This is a genomic window from Pseudomonas sp. HR1 (genome assembly GCF_030175875.1).
Lineage (GTDB): Bacteria > Pseudomonadota > Gammaproteobacteria > Pseudomonadales > Pseudomonadaceae > Chryseomonas > Chryseomonas oryzihabitans.
Genome location: NZ_JASNRF010000005.1, coordinates 180,356 through 195,969, shown reverse-complemented (window position 1 = coordinate 195,969; position 15,614 = coordinate 180,356). Strand labels below are relative to the sequence as shown.

Genomic DNA, 15,614 nt, shown 5'->3' with positions numbered 1-15,614 from the left:
CTTCGGCTTCGGCTTCGGCTTCGGCTTCGGCTTCGGCTTCGGCTTCGGCTTCGGCTTCGGCTTCGGCTTCGGCTTCGGCGGGCAGTTCGACGTCCAGCGCCAGCTCAGGTGCCACCGGCGTGGCCGTTGCCGGATCGAAGAGCTCTTCGGGTTCGGGCTCGGCCAGCAGGCTGGTGTCCGCCATGGGCAACCCGGCGAGAATGCCGGCCAGCAGGCCACGCAGGCCCTGGATACGTTCCTCGCTGGGCGTCGCCCGCATGCCACCGGCCAGCTGATTGAGCATGCTGATCAGGGCTTCCTGGGCCTCTTCCGCCTCGCGGAAGAAAGCCGCATCGGCGGGCAGCGAACCGCTCGCCGCGGCGGCATAGACCACCTGCAGGGCTTCGGCCAGTTGCTCGACATCGGCCAACCCGACCCGGGCGGCCCCGTCGGCAAAGGTGTTCAGGCGTTCGGCCAGCAGATCCGGGCAGGCAGCCAGATCACCGTCGGTGCGCCAGGCATGCAGGCGCTCGTCGGCTTCCAGCAGCAGATCCATGGCCGGCATCAGGAAATCGGTCAGGCGCAGGACGTCACGCTGCTCTGGCAGCGGCGCCGCGGGGATCGGCAACTGGGGATTCAGCTCTTCCAGCAGCCCTTCGCAGCGCGCAATCACTTCCGCCGCACCCGCCAGCGGGGTCGCCAGCGACCCTTCGTCGAGTTCGGCCAGTCGCTGCTCCAGCAACTCGGCGCCCTGGGCGAGCAAGCCGCACTCGGGTTCGGCGAAGGCGACATGGGCGAGCTTGTATTCCTTGGCCAGCCGCTCCAGCGCCGACGCCAGCTCGGCCATCGGCGAACTGCCCGCCATATGGGCACTGCCCTTGAGGGTGTGCAGGGCGCGCAGGAGATTGTCGGAGACCGGCTGGGCACTGCCGGCGTCGGCCGACTCGAGGAAACGGCGTACGGTTTCCAGATGCGCCTGGGCCTCGGTACGGAAGATATCCAGCAGCTGGGTATCGGCTTCGATGGCGGCAGGCGCCGGGCTCGCGGATTCGAAGACCTCTGCCACAGGCAGCGCAGCCGCCGCGGACGGGGCCGCGCTGCCGGCCGGCGCTCGCTCGGGCAGGGCTTCGTTGCGGGCCAGCGCATGGGCCGCGTGGGCCAGCCAGTCGACGTCGTCACGTTGCCGTTGACGATCCGCAGCGTATTCCGCGACCAGCTCCGGCAGCAGCGCGCAGGTCTGCTCGACCACCGTCTGCACGGCAGCGCTGTGCGCGACGCTGTGATCCAGCCGGCGATTGAACAGATTCTCCAGCGCCCAGGCCAGTTCGCCGATGACCAGCGCCTGGACCATGCGGCCACTGCCCTTGAGGGTGTGGAAGTTGCGCCGCAATTCACTCAGCGCGGTGCGCTGCTCGGGCTCGGCCTGCCAGGTCGGCAGCCAGCGCTCCAGTTCGGCCTGGACCTCGCCGGCCTCTTCGATAAAGACCTCGCGCAGCTCCTCCTCGACCGGCTCGGCATCGGCCGCGGGCGGCAGCAGCGCCTGCGGCACCTGCGCCGCCGGAGGATTGATGGGGTTGACCGGCGTCGCCAGCACCTCGGCGATCGCCTCGGCATCGGGGGTCGGCGGCGGCAGGCTGTCCAGCTCGATGCCGGCCAGCAACTCCTCGGGCTCTGCACCCTCCGGCTCGGCCTCGGCCTGCGGCGCTTCATCGCTCACCGCGGCCGCGTCCTGCTCGTCTGCCTGGGGCGCGGAGGTCGGAGATTCCTGCGCTTCGGCAGGCTCGAATTCGACCAGGAATTCTTCGTCGGCGTCCGCAGGCTCCTCGACCGGCAGGGCGGTAGGTTCCAGCGCCTCTTCAGCCACCGGCTCCGCCGGCGGTGGCAATTCTTCGGGCAGCTCCTGAGCCGGCGGCTCGACCTCGCCGGAGGCCAGGGGCGCGGCCGCCGCCTCGCCTTCGCCGGCCGCCCTGGGCGGATAGCCGAGAGCGATGAGGCTTTCGTCGGCGATGTCGAGAATCATGTCGTGAGGCGTAGACGGGTCTTCCGCCAGGCGCTCCAGGTAGTACTCGACGCTGGTGATGGCGTCGGCCAGGGTGTCCAGACTCTGCCAGTCGGGCACGGCCTGCTTGCCCAGCAGCTGCTGGCAGATGTAGTCGTTGGCCGCCTGGACCTGGGCCGCGGCCCGTTCCAGCGGAATCATCGCCAGGCCGCCACGGACCTGGGTCAGCAGCAGGGGCACCGACTCCAGGTGAACATGGTTCCACTGGGAGGCGATGAACTCGATGATGGCGTCCTTGGATTGCTCCAGGCCGTTGCGCGCCTCGCGCACCACCACCCGATGCAGCTGATCGATGTCGGTGGTGGGCAGCCGGCTCTCCTCGGCATCGCCGACCTCGTTGCCACTGACCATGCCGGCCAGGGTGGCTTCGACATAGAGCAGCGCCCCGGCGATATCCATGAGGGCGGCGTCGCTGGCCTCGCGCACGCCTTCGGCCAGTTCGGCCACGGCTTCGTGCTGTTCCAGCACCACCTTGCGCGGCTGCCCGAAGCCCAGCACCGCCAGGGTATCGGCGATCTGCTTGAGCGGCGCCAGGAGGCCGCGCAGGCTGGCAGGCTGCTGGCGATCGCTGCGCACGAAAAGGTCCAGGCTGTCCTTGATCTGTACCAGCTCTTCGCACAGCGCGGTCACCACCGAGCGCATGGCTTCGCGATCCGGACCGACGATGCGCGAACGCTCGAAGCCCACCAGCTCGGCATCCGGCAGGGCCTCGTCGAGACGATAGTGCGCCTTGAGCGCGGCGATGCGCGGACTCTGCACCGGCGCCTTGGCCAGGTAGAACAGCAGATTCTTCAGCAGATCGGCCGGCGCCGGCTGGTTGAGGGTGGTCACCCCATCGCTGATGAGTCGCTTGAGTTCACGATCCAGTTGCCGGAGCAGACCGCGGATCGAGCTGCTGTTGTCCAGCTCGCCGGCCTGCAACAGCTCGGTCAGACCCGCCGCCACCGGCCAGAGGGCGCCAAAGGGCGAGCCGGCGCAGAGCTGATCCAGCCGCTCGAAGACCCGCAGCAGATAATCCAGGTGCAACTGGACGTCGCGGTCGCGGAACAGTCCGACCTGGGCGCCCTGCAGCGCCTGGCGCAGCTTGCGCAGGCGTGGCAGCCAGTCCGGCGCCGCGCGGTCTGCCAGTTCGGCATCGCTCAGCGACAGCGGCGTGGCGGACAGATCCGGCGAGAACAGGCTGGTTTCCGAGAGCAGCTTTTCCCCGCGCGCCGAGCGCAGGTCGTTGAGCAGCGGCAGGATGGCCAGTGGCAGATCGCGGCGGGCCTCGAGAACCCGGTCCAGATAGGGCGGCACCTGCAGGATGGCCTGCATCAGGACTTCCAGCGCCTCGTCCGAGCTGTTCACCCGCTCTTCGTGAAGGGCCTGCAGCAGCAGCTCCATCTCTTCGGCGAGCAGCGCGGCGCCATAGAACTCCACCATCTGCAGGGTGCCGTAGACCTGGTGCACATAGGTCCGGCAGAAACCCAGGCGGCTACGGTCGTGCGGGTTGTCGACGAACGCCTCGAGCGCCTTGCGGGCCTGCTGCAAGGTTTCGGCGATCTCTCCCTTGACCCACTCGAGGGCTACGTAGTCGTGTCGATCGATCATCTCGGCTCCTGTCATGCCGGGGGGCTTACCTGGCGGGTGAACGCCAGGACTTCGGGATGATCGACGGGTACCAGTTGCGGGTGGCTCCAATTGCTCACCTCACCGACACCCAGGACCAAGAGCCCACCCGGTGCAAGCCGCTGGACCAGCTGGTTGAGCAGGTCTCGACGCAGCCAGCGGCGGAAATAAATCAGCAAGTTCTGACAAAAAATGACATTGAGCCCCTGCAAGGGGGCCTGCCCCAGTTCCAGCACATTGAGTCGGGCGAAGCACAGTCGCTCCGCCAGGCCCGCGGTGACCTCGAAACTGCCGTCCGCATGGGTGCGGAAATAGCGCTCGCGCAGGCTGGCCGGCACCCCAGCCAGCCGCTGCAGGCTGTAGGTCCCCTGCCGCGCCTGGCGTAGTGCTTCGCTGCTGATGTCGGTACCGGTCAGGGCGAACGTCAGGGGGCGTGGCTGCCGGGCCAGAGCTTCGGCGGTACTGATGGCCATCGAAAACGCTTCCTCTCCACTGGCGCACCCCAGACTCCACAGGGTCAGACCGTTGCCCTCGGTGGTCCGGGCGAATTCACTCACATAGGCTTCCAGCAGCGCGAAGGACGGTGGATGGCGAAAGAAGCGGGTGGCCTGGATGGTCAGCCGATCGAGCAGCCGGACCCATTCGATGCGCCCGCCGATGCCCGCGCAGACGACCTGGTAGTAGCTGTCGTAATCCGCGATCTCCAGTTCGCGCATGCGCGCGGCCAGCTGGATCTGCAGAAAGCTGCGCTGGCGATCGTCCAGTACCATGCCGGCGCGCATCTCGAGCAGCTGTCGCCAACGCTCGAAGTCCGCATCCGGCAGCTCGGGAGCACGGCGCAACGCCCAACTCGACTCCCTCACCCCGTCTCCCCCTCGCCACACCGCGATGCGGCCGCTGCGGTCAGCCCAGCGGCTGCTCGTTCGGCAGATTGAAGCCCGAGACCGAACGCCGCATCTCGCTGGCCAGCTTGGCCAGCTCGCCGATGCTGCGCGCGGTGGCGGTGGTGCCGGCCGAGGTCTGCGAGGTGATCTCCTGAATCACGTTCATGGTGCTGGAGATGTGGCTGGCGGACGAAGACTGCTGGCGCGCGGCATTGGAGATGTTCTGGATCAGCCCGGCGAGGCTCTGCGATACCTTCTCGATCTCTTCCAGGGCCACACCGGCGTCCTGGGCCAGGGCGGCCCCGCGCACCACTTCCGAGGTGGTCTGCTCCATGGAGATGACCGCTTCGTTGGTGTCGGTCTGGATCGCCTTGACCAGGGCCTCGATCTGCTTGGTGGCGCCGGAGGAACGTTCGGCGAGGCGCTGGACCTCGTCGGCGACCACGGCGAAGCCGCGGCCGGCGTCACCGGCCATGGAGGCCTGGATGGCGGCGTTCAGGGCCAGGATGTTGGTCTGGTCGGCGATGTCGTTGATCAGGCCGACGATGTCGCCGATCTCCTGGGACGACTCGCCCAGGCGCTTGATCCGCTTGGCGGTGTCCTGGATCTGTTCGCGAATGCTGTCCATGCCGATGATGGTGTTGTGCACCACCTGGTTGCCCTTGTTGGCGATGGCCACGGAGCGCTCCGCCACCGCGGTGGATTCGGAGGCGTTGGTGGATACCTGGTCGATGGACACGGCCATCTCGTTGATCGCCGCGGAGGCCCCGGCGATTTCCTGGGCCTGGTGTTCCGAGGCCTCCGCCAGCACGGTGGCGGTGTCCTGGGACTCCTGGGCGGCGGCGGCCACCTGGACGGCGGTCTGGTTGATGGTTTCCACCAGTTCGCGCAGCTGGTCGATGGAGTAGTTGATGGAGTCGGCGATGGCGCCGGTGAAGTCTTCGGTCACCGTGGCCTGCACGGTCAGGTCACCGTCGGCGAGGTCGGCGATCTCGTCCAGCAGACGCAGAATGGCGGTCTGGTTGCGCTGGTTCTTCTCGTCGGTCTCGGCCAGGCGGCGGCGGGTGTCGCGCACCAGGATGTAGCCGATGCAGAGGATGGCGCCGAGGGCGATGAACACCAGCAGGTAGCTGCCCACGGTGTTGATCTTGCGGCTCTGGGCCAGCGACGCGTAACCGGCGCTCAGGTCCGAGGCGGAACCGAGCAGCGCCTGGGAACCGCGGTAGATCAGGCCCACGGCGGAACGGATCTGCAGCAGTTCGGGCGAGGTCGCGAGGATCTCGTCGACGTTGCCGGAGACGAATTCGAACAGCTTGTTGGCTTCGTTGAGGCGGCCGACCGCCTCGGGATCGGTGATCTTGGCGATGCCCATGGAGGCATTGCCTTCGCGCATGGCCTTGAGCACCCGGCCGAACAGGCTGGCGTCGCGACCAAAGCTGTCGGCCGCCTGCACGGCGGCTTCGTCGCCGGTGAGGATCTTGTTGATGGCGCCGAGGATCCGCTCGGCGAGCAGCGCCTGCCGCTGGGCCACCACCACCTGACTGGCGGGCGCGCCGCGCTCGATCAGGATGTCGACGATCTCTTCGTTCTCGACCTGCAGCTGGGGGATGGTGTCGGCCAGGGCGCCGGACAGCTGGTGCAGGGACAGTACGGTCTGCTCGCTGCCGAGCATGGTGTCGACCTGCTTGCGCTGGGCCTCCCACTGGGACTCCAGGGTGTCCAGCCGCGGGCGGAGGATCGCCGGCGACGCCGGCAGGCCGGTCTGCGGATCGCCGCTGCGCAGGATGTTCAGGCGGCGCTCGAATTCGGCACGGGCCTGGCGCAGGTCCTTGAAGGCGTCGGCCTTGCCGGTCGCGGCCTCACTGGCACTCTTGGCCAGCTGCTGCGAGAGGATGCGCAGCTCGGTGGCCTGGCCCTGATACTGGTTGTCGTAGTTGGTCTGAGTGCCCAGGTACGCGAAGTTGGCGAACAGCAGCACGATCGCGACGATCAGCACCACGAACATGCCCGCGACCCACGCGTTGAGTTTCCCGGTATTGAGTTTGTTCATCAGCGGCCCCCGCCTGGACCTTGGTTCCTTTAGTTCTATCCTTGTCGGACGCCGGACCGGTTTGCTTGAAGCCGGTGCTCGTCGCCCTACCCCCACCCGTCGGCGACGGCTCCTGCCATCCCGACCCCGATCCGCCTTGCAGCGTCCGGACCTCCGACCCGCTAGGCCGCGACGTCCATGAACTCGGGATGCTCAACCAAGGCGCGCGGGCTGCAGACCAGCCAGGGCACGTCGCGTTGGAAGACACCTTCCAGAAAGAAGTGCAGGCCCGCCGGCACGCTGTCGGCGTGCTCGCGATAGGCCTCGATGTCGAAATGCTGCATCCCCAGGACTTCGTCAACCGCCAACCCGACGAAGAGGTCGCCATGGTCGACGATCAGGATGCGCCGCTGTTTGCGCAGGGCCTGGATCTTCACGCCGAGGAATTGCCCCAGGTCGGCGATCGGCAGCAGGCGACCACGCACGTTGGCCACGCCCTTGAGCCACGGCTTGACGCCGGGCAGCGCGGTGAAGCGCGGCTCCGGCAGGATCTCGCTGACCTCGCCCATGGGAATCACGAAGCGCAATTCACCGAGGCGAAAGCCGATACCGCTCCAGCTGCGCTGGTTTTCCTGCTGCGCTGGCAGGCCGGCCGCCCGCTCGCGGCAGCGCAGATCGATCAGGCGCAAGAGTTCGTAGGGCGTGGTGGCGTCGCTCATAGGATTCCCTGCCCAGTGGGGCGCTGCCGCGAGAAACGGACGAAAGACCTCAGCCTTGCAGGACACCCGCCAGGGTGCGCAGCAGGGTGTCTTCGTCGATGGGCTTGGTGAGGTAGTCCTTGGCGCCCTGGCGCTTGCCCCAGACCTTGTCGGTTTCCTGGTCCTTGGTGGTGACGATGACCACCGGGATGTGGCTGGTCTCGGCATCCTTGGTCAGCTGCCGGGTGGCCTGGAAGCCATTGAGGCCGGGCATGACGATATCCATCAGCACCGCGTCCGGCTTCTCCTGGCGGGCCAGGGCGACGCCGTCGGCACCGTTCTCGGCCTTGAGCACCTGATGCCCATGCTTTTCCAGCATGGCGGTGAGCTTGTACATCTCGGTGGGAGAGTCGTCGACGATCAGAATTCGAGCCATGAAAATTTCCTACTAGATTGAATCGCCCGCCTCAGGACACTCAGGACGCTTGTTCGAGCGGAGTGAAACTGGGGACGTGGGTCTTGATCGCACCGATCAGCTCTTCTTTGCTGAAGGGTTTGGTGAGGTACTGGTCAGAGCCGACGATGCGGCCCTTGGCCTTGTCGAAGAGCCCGTCACGGGAGGACAGCATGATGACGGGCGTCGCGCGGAAGGCGCTGTTGTTCTTGATCAGCGCGCAGGTCTGATAGCCATCCAGTCGCGGCATCATGATGTCCACGAAGATGATGTGGGGGTGACTATCGGCGATCTTGGCGAGCGCATCGAATCCATCGATGGCGGTGATGACCTCGCAGCCAACTTTCTTGAGCAGGGTCTCGGCGGTCCGACGAATCGTCTTCGAGTCGTCGATCACCATGACCTTCAGCCCTTCCGAATACTGTTCCATGTTCAAGCTACCAGCTCATCGTCGATGAAACGTGAATGATGTCGATCCGGGCACTTTGGCGGCGCCTCTTTGTAGCACACAATACCGTGACGTACCACGCAGATCCCCTGGTGGCGGACCACCGGCCCGCCCGCCACGACGATCGCGCAAGCATTGGCACTGGAGGGGATCGAAGGGCTATTCTGACGCCTTGCCCACGTACAACCGAGGTCTAGCGTCAATGAGTATCCGCCTGGGGATCGTCATGGATCCCATCGAACGCATCTCCTATAAGAAGGATAGCTCCATGGCCATGCTGTGGGCGGCCAAGGCGCGCGGCTGGACCCTGCACTATTTCGAGATGCAGGACCTGTACCAGGTCGATGGCGAGGCCCGTGGTCGCGGTCGACAGCTGGACGTGTTCCAGGATCCGGAGCGCTGGTTCGCCTTTGGCGAGGACGTCGACCTGCCCCTGCGCGAGCTGGACGTGATCCTGATGCGCAAGGATCCGCCCTTCGACAACGAATTCGTCTATGCCACCTACCTGCTGGAGCAGGCCGAGCGTGGCGGCACCCTGGTGGTGAATCGCCCGGCCAGCCTGCGCGACTGCAACGAGAAGTTCTTTGCCACCCTGTTTCCCGAGCTGGCACCGCCGACCCTGGTCAGCCGCCGCGCCGACATCATCCGCGAATTCGCCCGCACCCATGGCGACGTCATCCTCAAGCCGCTGGACGGCATGGGCGGCAGCTCCGTGTTCCGCCACCGCGAAGGCGATCCCAATCTCTCGGTGATCCTCGAGACCCTGACCGCCCACGGCACTCAGCAGATCATCGCCCAGCGCTACCTGCCAGGCATCAAGGACGGCGACAAGCGCATCCTGATGATCGACGGTCAACCCGTGGACTATTGCCTGGCGCGCATTCCGGCCCAGGGCGAGACCCGCGGCAACCTGGCCGCCGGTGGCCGGGGCGTCGCCCAGCCGCTGTCGGCGCGGGATCGCGAAATCGCCGCCACGGTGGGCCCGGAACTGCGCAAGCGCGGCCTGCTCTTTGTCGGTCTGGACGTGATCGGCGAACACCTCACCGAGATCAACGTCACCAGTCCGACCTGCATCCGCGAGATCGATGCGGCCTATGACACCCGCATCGCCGAGCGCCTCATGGAGGTGATCGCGCAGCAACGCGCGGGCTGAGGCGAGGGTCCGTGCCGCCGGTGGCGGCATGGACAACCGCGGACACAATCCGCAGACTGGCGCCAGCCCTGCCGCGCGTCCTCTGCCCTTGCCGACCCAGTCAATGCCCAGCACCGCCTCCTCCCCCGCCAGCCAGGTTCGTCCCGCCGACCGCCTGGGCTTCACGCTGCTCATCGCGATCCTGCTGCACGTCGTGCTGATTCTCGGCGTCGGCTTTTCGCTGCCCGAGCCCACCCAGATCAGCCGCACCCTGGAGGTGACGCTGGCCAGCTTCAAGAGCGACGAGGCGCCCAAGCAGGCCGACTTCCTCGCCCAGGAGAACCAGCAGGGCAGTGGCACCCTGGACAAGGCGGCGGCCCCGAGCACCCCGGTGCAGGCGCCCTTCCACGACAGCGAGATCCGCCAGGCCGCGCCCCCAGCCCGCCCGCCCGCAGCGGATCGCGCCCAGGCACCCAAGGCGGCGGTGACCACCCGCGCCGCGCGGCCGACCAAGGCCGAACCCAGTCGCGAGACGCCCGAACGGGAGCAGCGCGATGCGCCGAGTCCCGAGTCCGACAGCCAGGCCGCCGAACTCGCCAGCCTGGAGGCCCAGCTCGCCGAAGAGCGCCAGCAATACGCCAAGCGGCCAAAGATCTGGCGGATCAACGCCGCCTCGACGCAAAAGGATAAGGGCGCCCGCTACAAGGAAGAATGGCGGCGCAAGATCGAGCGCATCGGCAATCTCAACTACCCCGAACAGGCCAAGCGCGACCGCCTCTACGGCAGCCTGCGCCTGCTGGTGTCCATCAACAAGGACGGCTCGCTCTACGAGGTCCAGGTGCTGGAGTCCTCGGGGCGCCAGGTACTCGATCAGGCGGCGCTGCGCATCGTCCGGCTGGCGGCGCCCTTCGCCCCCTTCAGCGGCGACCTGGCCGACATCGACCGCCTGGAGATCATCCGCACCTGGCGCTTCGAGCGTGGCGACCGCCTGTCCAGTCAATAGCCCGGGACGCCGTTGGACTTGAAGCCGGACCGCGCAACCGGGAAACTTGCCGGTCATGAAGCCGACCTCCAGCACCACCCTACAGCACCAGCTCCTGATCGCCATGCCGCAGATGGACGATCCCAATTTCGCCGAGACGGTGATCTACCTCGTCGACCATGGCCCGGACGGCGCCATGGGCCTGGTGATCAACCGGCCCAATGGCCTGCACCTGGACGACCTGCTCGAACAGCTGCGTCCGGACATACCGGCCACCCCGGAAGACACCCGAGTGGTGCTCTATGCCGGCGGTCCGGTGCAGACCGATCGCGGCTTCGTCCTGCATGACGCCGGCCCGGTGTTCCAGAACACCCTGGAACTCGAAGAACTGAGCCTGACCACCTCGCCGGACGTGCTCTTCGCCCTCTCCGACGGCACCGGTCCGAGCCGCCACCTGATCACCCTGGGCTACAGCGGCTGGGGGCCCGGCCAACTGGAAGAAGAACTCGCCGCCAATCTCTGGCTCACCACCCCGGCCACCAGCGCCCTGCTGTTCGAGACGCCGAGCGAGCAGCGCCTCGGCGCGGCCGCCGCCCTGCTGGGGGTCGACCTGCGCCTGCTCTCGCGCCAGGCGGGCCACGCATGAGCGCGCCCAGCGGGCTCTACCTGGGCTTCGACTACGGCACCCGGCAGATCGGCGTCGCCGTCGGCCAGGCCGTGACCGGTCAGGCCCGCGAACTGCTCACCCTCAAGGCGCAGAACGGCGTACCCGACTGGCAGCAGATCCAGCGGCTGCTGGACGAGTGGCGGCCCACCGCCCTGGTGGTCGGCCTGCCGCTGAACATGGACGGCACCCCCAGCGAGATGAGCGAGCGCGCCGAACGCTTCGCCCGCCGCCTGCACGGCCGCTACGGCCTGCCCGTGCATACCCATGACGAGCGCCTCACCACCTATGCCGCCAAGGGCGAGCGCCTGCAGGGCGGTCAGCGCGACGGCTATCGCGAGCGCCCGGTGGATGCCCTTGCCGCCGCCCTTCTCCTGGAAGGCTGGCTGACCCAACAACTGGAACGGGCCGCGCGCCCGCAATCGGAGTAGCCATGCACCTGCCCTCTCCCGCCGAGCTCCTGCCGCGGCTGGCCGCCGACCTGCGCCTGTCGCTGGATCGTCGTGGCATCACCGACCCCGGCTTCGTCGGCATCCACACCGGCGGCCTCTGGGTCGCCGAGGCCCTGCTGGCCGAACTCGGCCTTGACACCCCGCTGGGCAGCCTGGACGTCTCCTTCTACCGTGACGACTTCACCCAGAAGGGCCTGCACCCCCAGGTGCGCCCCTCGGCCCTGCCGTTCGAGATCGACGGGCGCCACCTGGTGCTGGTGGACGACGTGCTGATGAGTGGCCGTACCGTGCGCGCGGCGCTCAACGAACTCTTCGACTATGGCCGTCCCGCCAGTGTGACCCTGGTCTGCCTGCTGGACGTCAATGCCCGCGAATTGCCGATCCAGCCTGACGTGGTGGGCGCCACCCTGACCCTGGCCCCCACCCAGCGCGTCAAGCTGACCGGCCCCTCGCCGCTCGCCCTCGAATACCGCGACGTCCCCGCCGCCTGACCTGGATCTGCCGCCATGACCGACGCTACGCGTTCGCTGCAACTCAACGCCCAGGGCCAATTGCGCCACTTCCTGTCACTCGACGACCTGCCCGCCGAACTCCTCACCGAATTGCTCGACACCGCCGACTCCTTTCTCGAGGTCGGTGCCCGGGCGGTGAAAAAGGTGCCGTTGCTGCGCGGCAAGACCGTGTGCAACGTCTTCTTCGAAAATTCGACCCGCACCCGCACCACCTTCGAACTGGCGGCCAAGCGGCTGTCGGCGGACGTCATCACCCTCAACGTCTCCACCTCCTCCACCAGCAAGGGCGAGACGCTGTTCGACACCCTGCGCAACCTGGAAGCCATGGCTGCCGATATGTTCGTGGTGCGCCACGCCGATTCCGGCGCCGCCCACTTCATCGCCGAGCACGTCTGCCCCGATGTGGCCATCATCAACGGTGGCGACGGCCGCCATGCGCACCCCACCCAGGGCATGCTCGACATGCTGACCATTCGCCGCCACAAGGGCGATTTCGCCAACCTGTCGGTGGCCATCGTCGGCGACATCCTGCATTCGCGGGTCGCCCGCTCCGACATGCTGGCGCTGCGCACCCTGGGTTGCCGCGACATCCGCGTGATCGCCCCGCGCACCCTGCTGCCGGTCGGCCTCGAAGAACTCTATGGCGTACGCACCTTCACCGACCTGGCCGAGGGCCTGGACGGCGTGGACGTGGTGATCATGCTGCGCCTGCAACGCGAGCGCATGCAGGGCGGCCTCTTGCCCAGCGAAGGCGAGTACTACCGGCTGTTCGGCCTGACCCGCCAGCGCCTGGCGCGCGCCAAGCCCGATGCCATCGTCATGCACCCCGGGCCGATCAACCGGGGCGTCGAAATCGAGTCCGCGGTCGCCGATGGCGAGCAGTCGGTCATCCTCAACCAGGTCACCTACGGCATCGCGGTCCGCATGGCGGTCTTGTCGATGACCATGAGCGGGCAGACGGCCCAGCGTCAGCTACAGGAGAATGCGCAGTGAGCCTGAGCATCCGCAATGCCCGGGTGATCGACCCGGCCACCCGTCTCGACCGGATCGGCGACGTCCATGTCGACCAGGGTCGCATCCTCGCCCTCGGCGAGGCGCCCTCGGGCTTCCAGGCCGACGAGCAGCTGGACGCCAGCGGCCTGATCCTGGCGCCCGGCCTGGTCGATCTGGATGTCGCCCTGTGCGAACCGGGCCTGACCCGCAAGGGCAACGTCGACAGCGAGACCCGCGCCGCCGCGGCCGGTGGCGTCACCAGCCTCTGTTGCCCGCCCACCACCCGCCCGGTGCTGGACACCACGGCGGTGGCCGAACTCATCCTCGACCGGGCGCGCACCGCCGATCACGCTCGCGTCCACCCCATCGGCGCCCTGACCAAGGGCCTGGGCGGGGAACAGCTGGCCGAACTGATGGCCCTGCGCGACGCCGGTTGCGTGGCCTTCACCAACGGCCTGCAGCCCTTCGAGAATCTGCGGGTGCAGCGGCGGGCGCTGGAATACGCCGCCACCTTCGACCTCACCGTGGTCTTTACCGCCCTGGACGCCGATCTGGCCCACGGCGGCCTGGCCCACGAAGGGCCCACCGCCAGCTTCCTGGGGCTCACCGGCATCCCGGAGACCGCGGAGACCATCGCCCTGTCGCGTGACCTGCTGCTGGTGGAACAGAGTGGCGTGCGCGCCCACTTCGGGCAGCTGACCAGTGCCCGCGCGGTGGAGATGATCGCCGCCGCCCAGGCGCGCGGCCTGCCGGTGACCGCCGATGTGGCGCTCTACCAGTTGCTGCTCACCGACGAGGCCCTGCAGGGCTTTTCCAGTCTCTATCACGTCAAGCCGCCGCTGCGCACCGCGCGCGATCGCGACGCCCTGCGCGCCGGGGTACGGGACGGGGTGATCGGCGCCATCTCCAGCCATCACCAGCCCCACGAGGCGGACGCCAAGCTGGCGCCCTTCGCCGCCACCGAGCCGGGCATCAGCAGCGTCGAATTGCTGCTGCCCCTGGCCCTGACCCTGGTGGACGATGGCCTGCTGGATCTGCCGACCCTGCTGGCCCGCCTCACCAGCGGCCCGGCCCAGGCCCTGCGCCTCGCGGCAGGCCGCTTGGCCAAGGGCCTGCCGGCGGACCTGGTGCTGTTCGCCCAGCAGCCGACCGCCCAGGCCGCCACGCCCTGGCTGTCCCGTGGGCGCAACTGCCCCTTCCAGGGCCTCACCCTGGGGGGACGCATCGAACGCACCCTGGTGGGTGGCCGCACCACCTACCGCCGTGACGCCTGAATAGAAGAAGGGGCTCCATGGAGCCCCTTCTTCTTGCCATCCAGCCGACGCTAGCGCACCAGCCGCCGGCGATTCTCTTCGGAGATCTGCGAATTGAGCGTCCAGAAGTCGTAGAGCACGCCCAGCAGGAAGAAACCCGCCGTAAAGAAATAGAGGATGGCGGTGATCCACTTGCCCAGGTAGAGGCGGTGCACGCCGAAGATGCCGAGAAAGGTCAGCAGGATCCAGCCCAGGCTGTAGTTGAGCGAGCCGGACTGGAAGCGCAGGTCCGCCTCGCGATCCATGGCCGGGATCAGGAAGAGGTCGATCAGCCAGCCGATGCCCAGCAGGCCCAGGGTGCAGAACCAGATCGTGCCGGTGACCGGCTTGCCATAGTAGAAGCGGTGGGCGCCGAGAAAGCCGAAGATCCACAGCAGATAGCCCATGACCTTGCTGTGGGTGTCCTGATACCGCATGCCTACTACCTCGCGACTGAAGGAAAAGACCCGCCTTACCTACACCCTTACCTTCACCGTGACTTTATGTCGAAAACTGGATGAATGCCCAGGGAGTCTCACTGGCTGGCGCTCAAGGGACCTCACTTTCCGCTAAAAATTACATAATTTCTTGATGAGAGGTGCACAAAATATCCACAGGGTTGGTATAGAATCCCTCGCTTCGATCTTCAGACACCCCTACGACAATGCGTCTATTTCTTCTGACATGGCTCTCCGCCTGTCTTGTACTGCCCGCGGCAGTGCAAGCGAAAGAGAACTCTGCAGCGCGCACTGCCGCTCCGGTCCACAAGGTCGCAGCCCGGCATGTCACCGCCGCCTCAGCTCCCAAGACCGCCCGGCACGCCGCCGCTGCTCCCGCACCCAAGGCCGCCGCTCGCCACGTCGCCAGCGTCGACCGTGCCCAGGCAGCCTCCGCGGCCCGCGCCAAGCGCGCCGCCCGTGCGACCAGCGCCCTGCACCGCAAACAGGCCACCACCCAGGCCGCCACCCGCAACGTCGGCGCCCAGGTGGCGACCCGCGCCATGGACCTGGTCGGCACGCCCTATCGCTTCGGCGGTACCAATCCGCAGAACGGTCTGGATTGCAGCGGCCTGGTCAACTACGTCTATCGCGACGTGCACAACGTCAAGCTGCCGCGTACTTCCCGGGAGCTGGCCCAGCTCAAGGGACCCAAGGTCGCCCGTGGCGATCTCAAGGCCGGCGACCTGGTGTTCTTCAAGACCGGTCAGCGCAGCGGTATCGATCACGTCGCCATCTACCTGGGCAACGATAGATTCGTCCATGCCCCGCGCAGTGGCGAGAGCGTGCGCGTCGATCACCTGAGCAAGCCCTACTGGACCAAGCGCTTCGCCTCGGCCAAGCGCGTGCTGCAGCAGCCCACCACTCTGGCGGCGGAAGCCGATCCCGTCGCGGACAAGCCGCGTACCAAGCGTACCCGCAAGTCCTGATC

15 protein-coding genes are annotated in these 15,614 nt (G+C 67.3%); 8 read left to right on the top strand and 7 right to left on the bottom strand.

Annotation, left to right across the window (positions count from 1 at the left end; translation table 11 throughout):
- The 6 genes from QKY98_RS18700 to pilG all read right to left on the bottom strand — a co-directional run.
- Positions 1 to 3,628: FimL-related protein (locus tag QKY98_RS18700; RefSeq protein WP_284671379.1), on the bottom strand; the 3,628-nt coding region annotated here is incomplete at its 3' end.
- 11 nt (positions 3,629 to 3,639) lie between these two features.
- On the bottom strand, positions 3,640 to 4,488 hold the full coding sequence (locus QKY98_RS18695; RefSeq protein WP_081347946.1) for a CheR family methyltransferase: 849 nt from the start codon (positions 4,486 to 4,488) through the stop codon (positions 3,640 to 3,642).
- 61 nt (positions 4,489 to 4,549) lie between these two features.
- On the bottom strand, positions 4,550 to 6,580 hold the full coding sequence (locus QKY98_RS18690) for a methyl-accepting chemotaxis protein (RefSeq protein WP_027598875.1): 2,031 nt from the start codon (positions 6,578 to 6,580) through the stop codon (positions 4,550 to 4,552).
- A gap of 161 nt (positions 6,581 to 6,741) precedes the next feature.
- Entirely contained in the window at positions 6,742 to 7,278 is a 537-nt protein-coding gene (locus QKY98_RS18685) for a chemotaxis protein CheW (protein WP_007161681.1), read from the bottom strand.
- 49 nt (positions 7,279 to 7,327) lie between these two features.
- Positions 7,328 to 7,693 carry a twitching motility response regulator PilH gene (pilH, locus tag QKY98_RS18680; RefSeq protein ID WP_007161680.1) on the bottom strand — a complete coding sequence of 122 codons (366 nt, stop codon included), beginning with the start codon at positions 7,691 to 7,693 and terminating at the stop codon, positions 7,328 to 7,330.
- Between the two features lie 40 nt (positions 7,694 to 7,733).
- Positions 7,734 to 8,141: a twitching motility response regulator PilG gene (gene pilG / locus QKY98_RS18675; protein ID WP_007161679.1), complete on the bottom strand. Its 408-nt coding sequence runs from the start codon at positions 8,139 to 8,141 to the stop codon at positions 7,734 to 7,736.
- A 220-nt stretch (positions 8,142 to 8,361) separates the two neighbouring features.
- Between pilG and gshB the strand changes: the two genes are divergently transcribed.
- The 7 genes from gshB to QKY98_RS18640 all read left to right on the top strand — a co-directional run bounded on the left by gshB (position 8,362) and on the right by QKY98_RS18640 (position 14,168).
- Positions 8,362 to 9,312 (top strand): glutathione synthase, encoded by a 951-nt coding sequence (gshB, locus tag QKY98_RS18670; protein ID WP_027598876.1) that lies wholly within the window; start codon positions 8,362 to 8,364, stop codon positions 9,310 to 9,312.
- 103 nt (positions 9,313 to 9,415) lie between these two features.
- Positions 9,416 to 10,294, top strand: coding sequence for an energy transducer TonB (locus tag QKY98_RS18665; RefSeq protein WP_284671378.1), 879 nt, complete (start codon positions 9,416 to 9,418; stop codon positions 10,292 to 10,294).
- Positions 10,295 to 10,349: 55 nt separating this feature from the next.
- The gene (locus tag QKY98_RS18660; protein WP_007161676.1) at positions 10,350 to 10,919 is read left to right on the top strand and encodes a YqgE/AlgH family protein; all 570 of its coding nucleotides are present in this window, start codon (positions 10,350 to 10,352) and stop codon (positions 10,917 to 10,919) included.
- On the top strand, positions 10,916 to 11,368 hold the full coding sequence (ruvX, locus tag QKY98_RS18655; RefSeq protein WP_027598879.1) for a Holliday junction resolvase RuvX: 453 nt from the start codon (positions 10,916 to 10,918) through the stop codon (positions 11,366 to 11,368). Before QKY98_RS18660 ends, ruvX begins: the two co-directional genes overlap by 4 nt.
- 2 nt (positions 11,369 to 11,370) lie before the next feature.
- Entirely contained in the window at positions 11,371 to 11,880 is a 510-nt protein-coding gene (gene pyrR / locus QKY98_RS18650; protein ID WP_027598880.1) for a bifunctional pyr operon transcriptional regulator/uracil phosphoribosyltransferase PyrR, read from the top strand.
- Between the two features lie 15 nt (positions 11,881 to 11,895).
- Positions 11,896 to 12,894, top strand: coding sequence for an aspartate carbamoyltransferase catalytic subunit (locus QKY98_RS18645; protein WP_007161673.1), 999 nt, complete (start codon positions 11,896 to 11,898; stop codon positions 12,892 to 12,894).
- The gene (locus tag QKY98_RS18640; RefSeq protein ID WP_284671377.1) at positions 12,891 to 14,168 is read left to right on the top strand and encodes a dihydroorotase; all 1,278 of its coding nucleotides are present in this window, start codon (positions 12,891 to 12,893) and stop codon (positions 14,166 to 14,168) included. Before QKY98_RS18645 ends, QKY98_RS18640 begins: the two co-directional genes overlap by 4 nt.
- Before the next feature lie 50 nt (positions 14,169 to 14,218).
- Here the strand turns inward: QKY98_RS18640 and QKY98_RS18635 are convergent, their stop codons facing one another.
- Positions 14,219 to 14,623, bottom strand: coding sequence for an NINE protein (locus QKY98_RS18635; RefSeq protein ID WP_007161671.1), 405 nt, complete (start codon positions 14,621 to 14,623; stop codon positions 14,219 to 14,221).
- 281 nt (positions 14,624 to 14,904) lie between these two features.
- Here QKY98_RS18635 and QKY98_RS18630 point away from each other — a divergent pair, with 281 nt between their 5' ends.
- On the top strand, positions 14,905 to 15,612 hold the full coding sequence (locus QKY98_RS18630) for a C40 family peptidase (protein ID WP_284671376.1): 708 nt from the start codon (positions 14,905 to 14,907) through the stop codon (positions 15,610 to 15,612).
- The last annotated feature ends 2 nt before the right edge of the window (positions 15,613 to 15,614 follow it).

Excerpts from the sequence above, each read along its gene's own strand:
- QKY98_RS18685 (WP_007161681.1), bottom strand. The coding sequence starts at position 7,278 with ATGAGCGACGCCACCACGCCCTACGAACTCTTGCGCCTGATCGATCTG.
- QKY98_RS18665 (WP_284671378.1), top strand. The coding sequence starts at position 9,416 with ATGCCCAGCACCGCCTCCTCCCCCGCCAGCCAGGTTCGTCCCGCCGAC.
- pilH (WP_007161680.1), bottom strand. The coding sequence starts at position 7,693 with ATGGCTCGAATTCTGATCGTCGACGACTCTCCCACCGAGATGTACAAG.
- QKY98_RS18635 (WP_007161671.1), bottom strand. The coding sequence starts at position 14,623 with ATGCGGTATCAGGACACCCACAGCAAGGTCATGGGCTATCTGCTGTGG.
- pyrR (WP_027598880.1), top strand. The coding sequence starts at position 11,371 with ATGCACCTGCCCTCTCCCGCCGAGCTCCTGCCGCGGCTGGCCGCCGAC.
- ruvX (WP_027598879.1), top strand. The coding sequence starts at position 10,916 with ATGAGCGCGCCCAGCGGGCTCTACCTGGGCTTCGACTACGGCACCCGG.
- gshB (WP_027598876.1), top strand. The coding sequence starts at position 8,362 with ATGAGTATCCGCCTGGGGATCGTCATGGATCCCATCGAACGCATCTCC.
- QKY98_RS18690 (WP_027598875.1), bottom strand. The coding sequence starts at position 6,580 with ATGAACAAACTCAATACCGGGAAACTCAACGCGTGGGTCGCGGGCATG.
- pilG (WP_007161679.1), bottom strand. The coding sequence starts at position 8,141 with ATGGAACAGTATTCGGAAGGGCTGAAGGTCATGGTGATCGACGACTCG.
- QKY98_RS18645 (WP_007161673.1), top strand. The coding sequence starts at position 11,896 with ATGACCGACGCTACGCGTTCGCTGCAACTCAACGCCCAGGGCCAATTG.
- QKY98_RS18660 (WP_007161676.1), top strand. The coding sequence starts at position 10,350 with ATGAAGCCGACCTCCAGCACCACCCTACAGCACCAGCTCCTGATCGCC.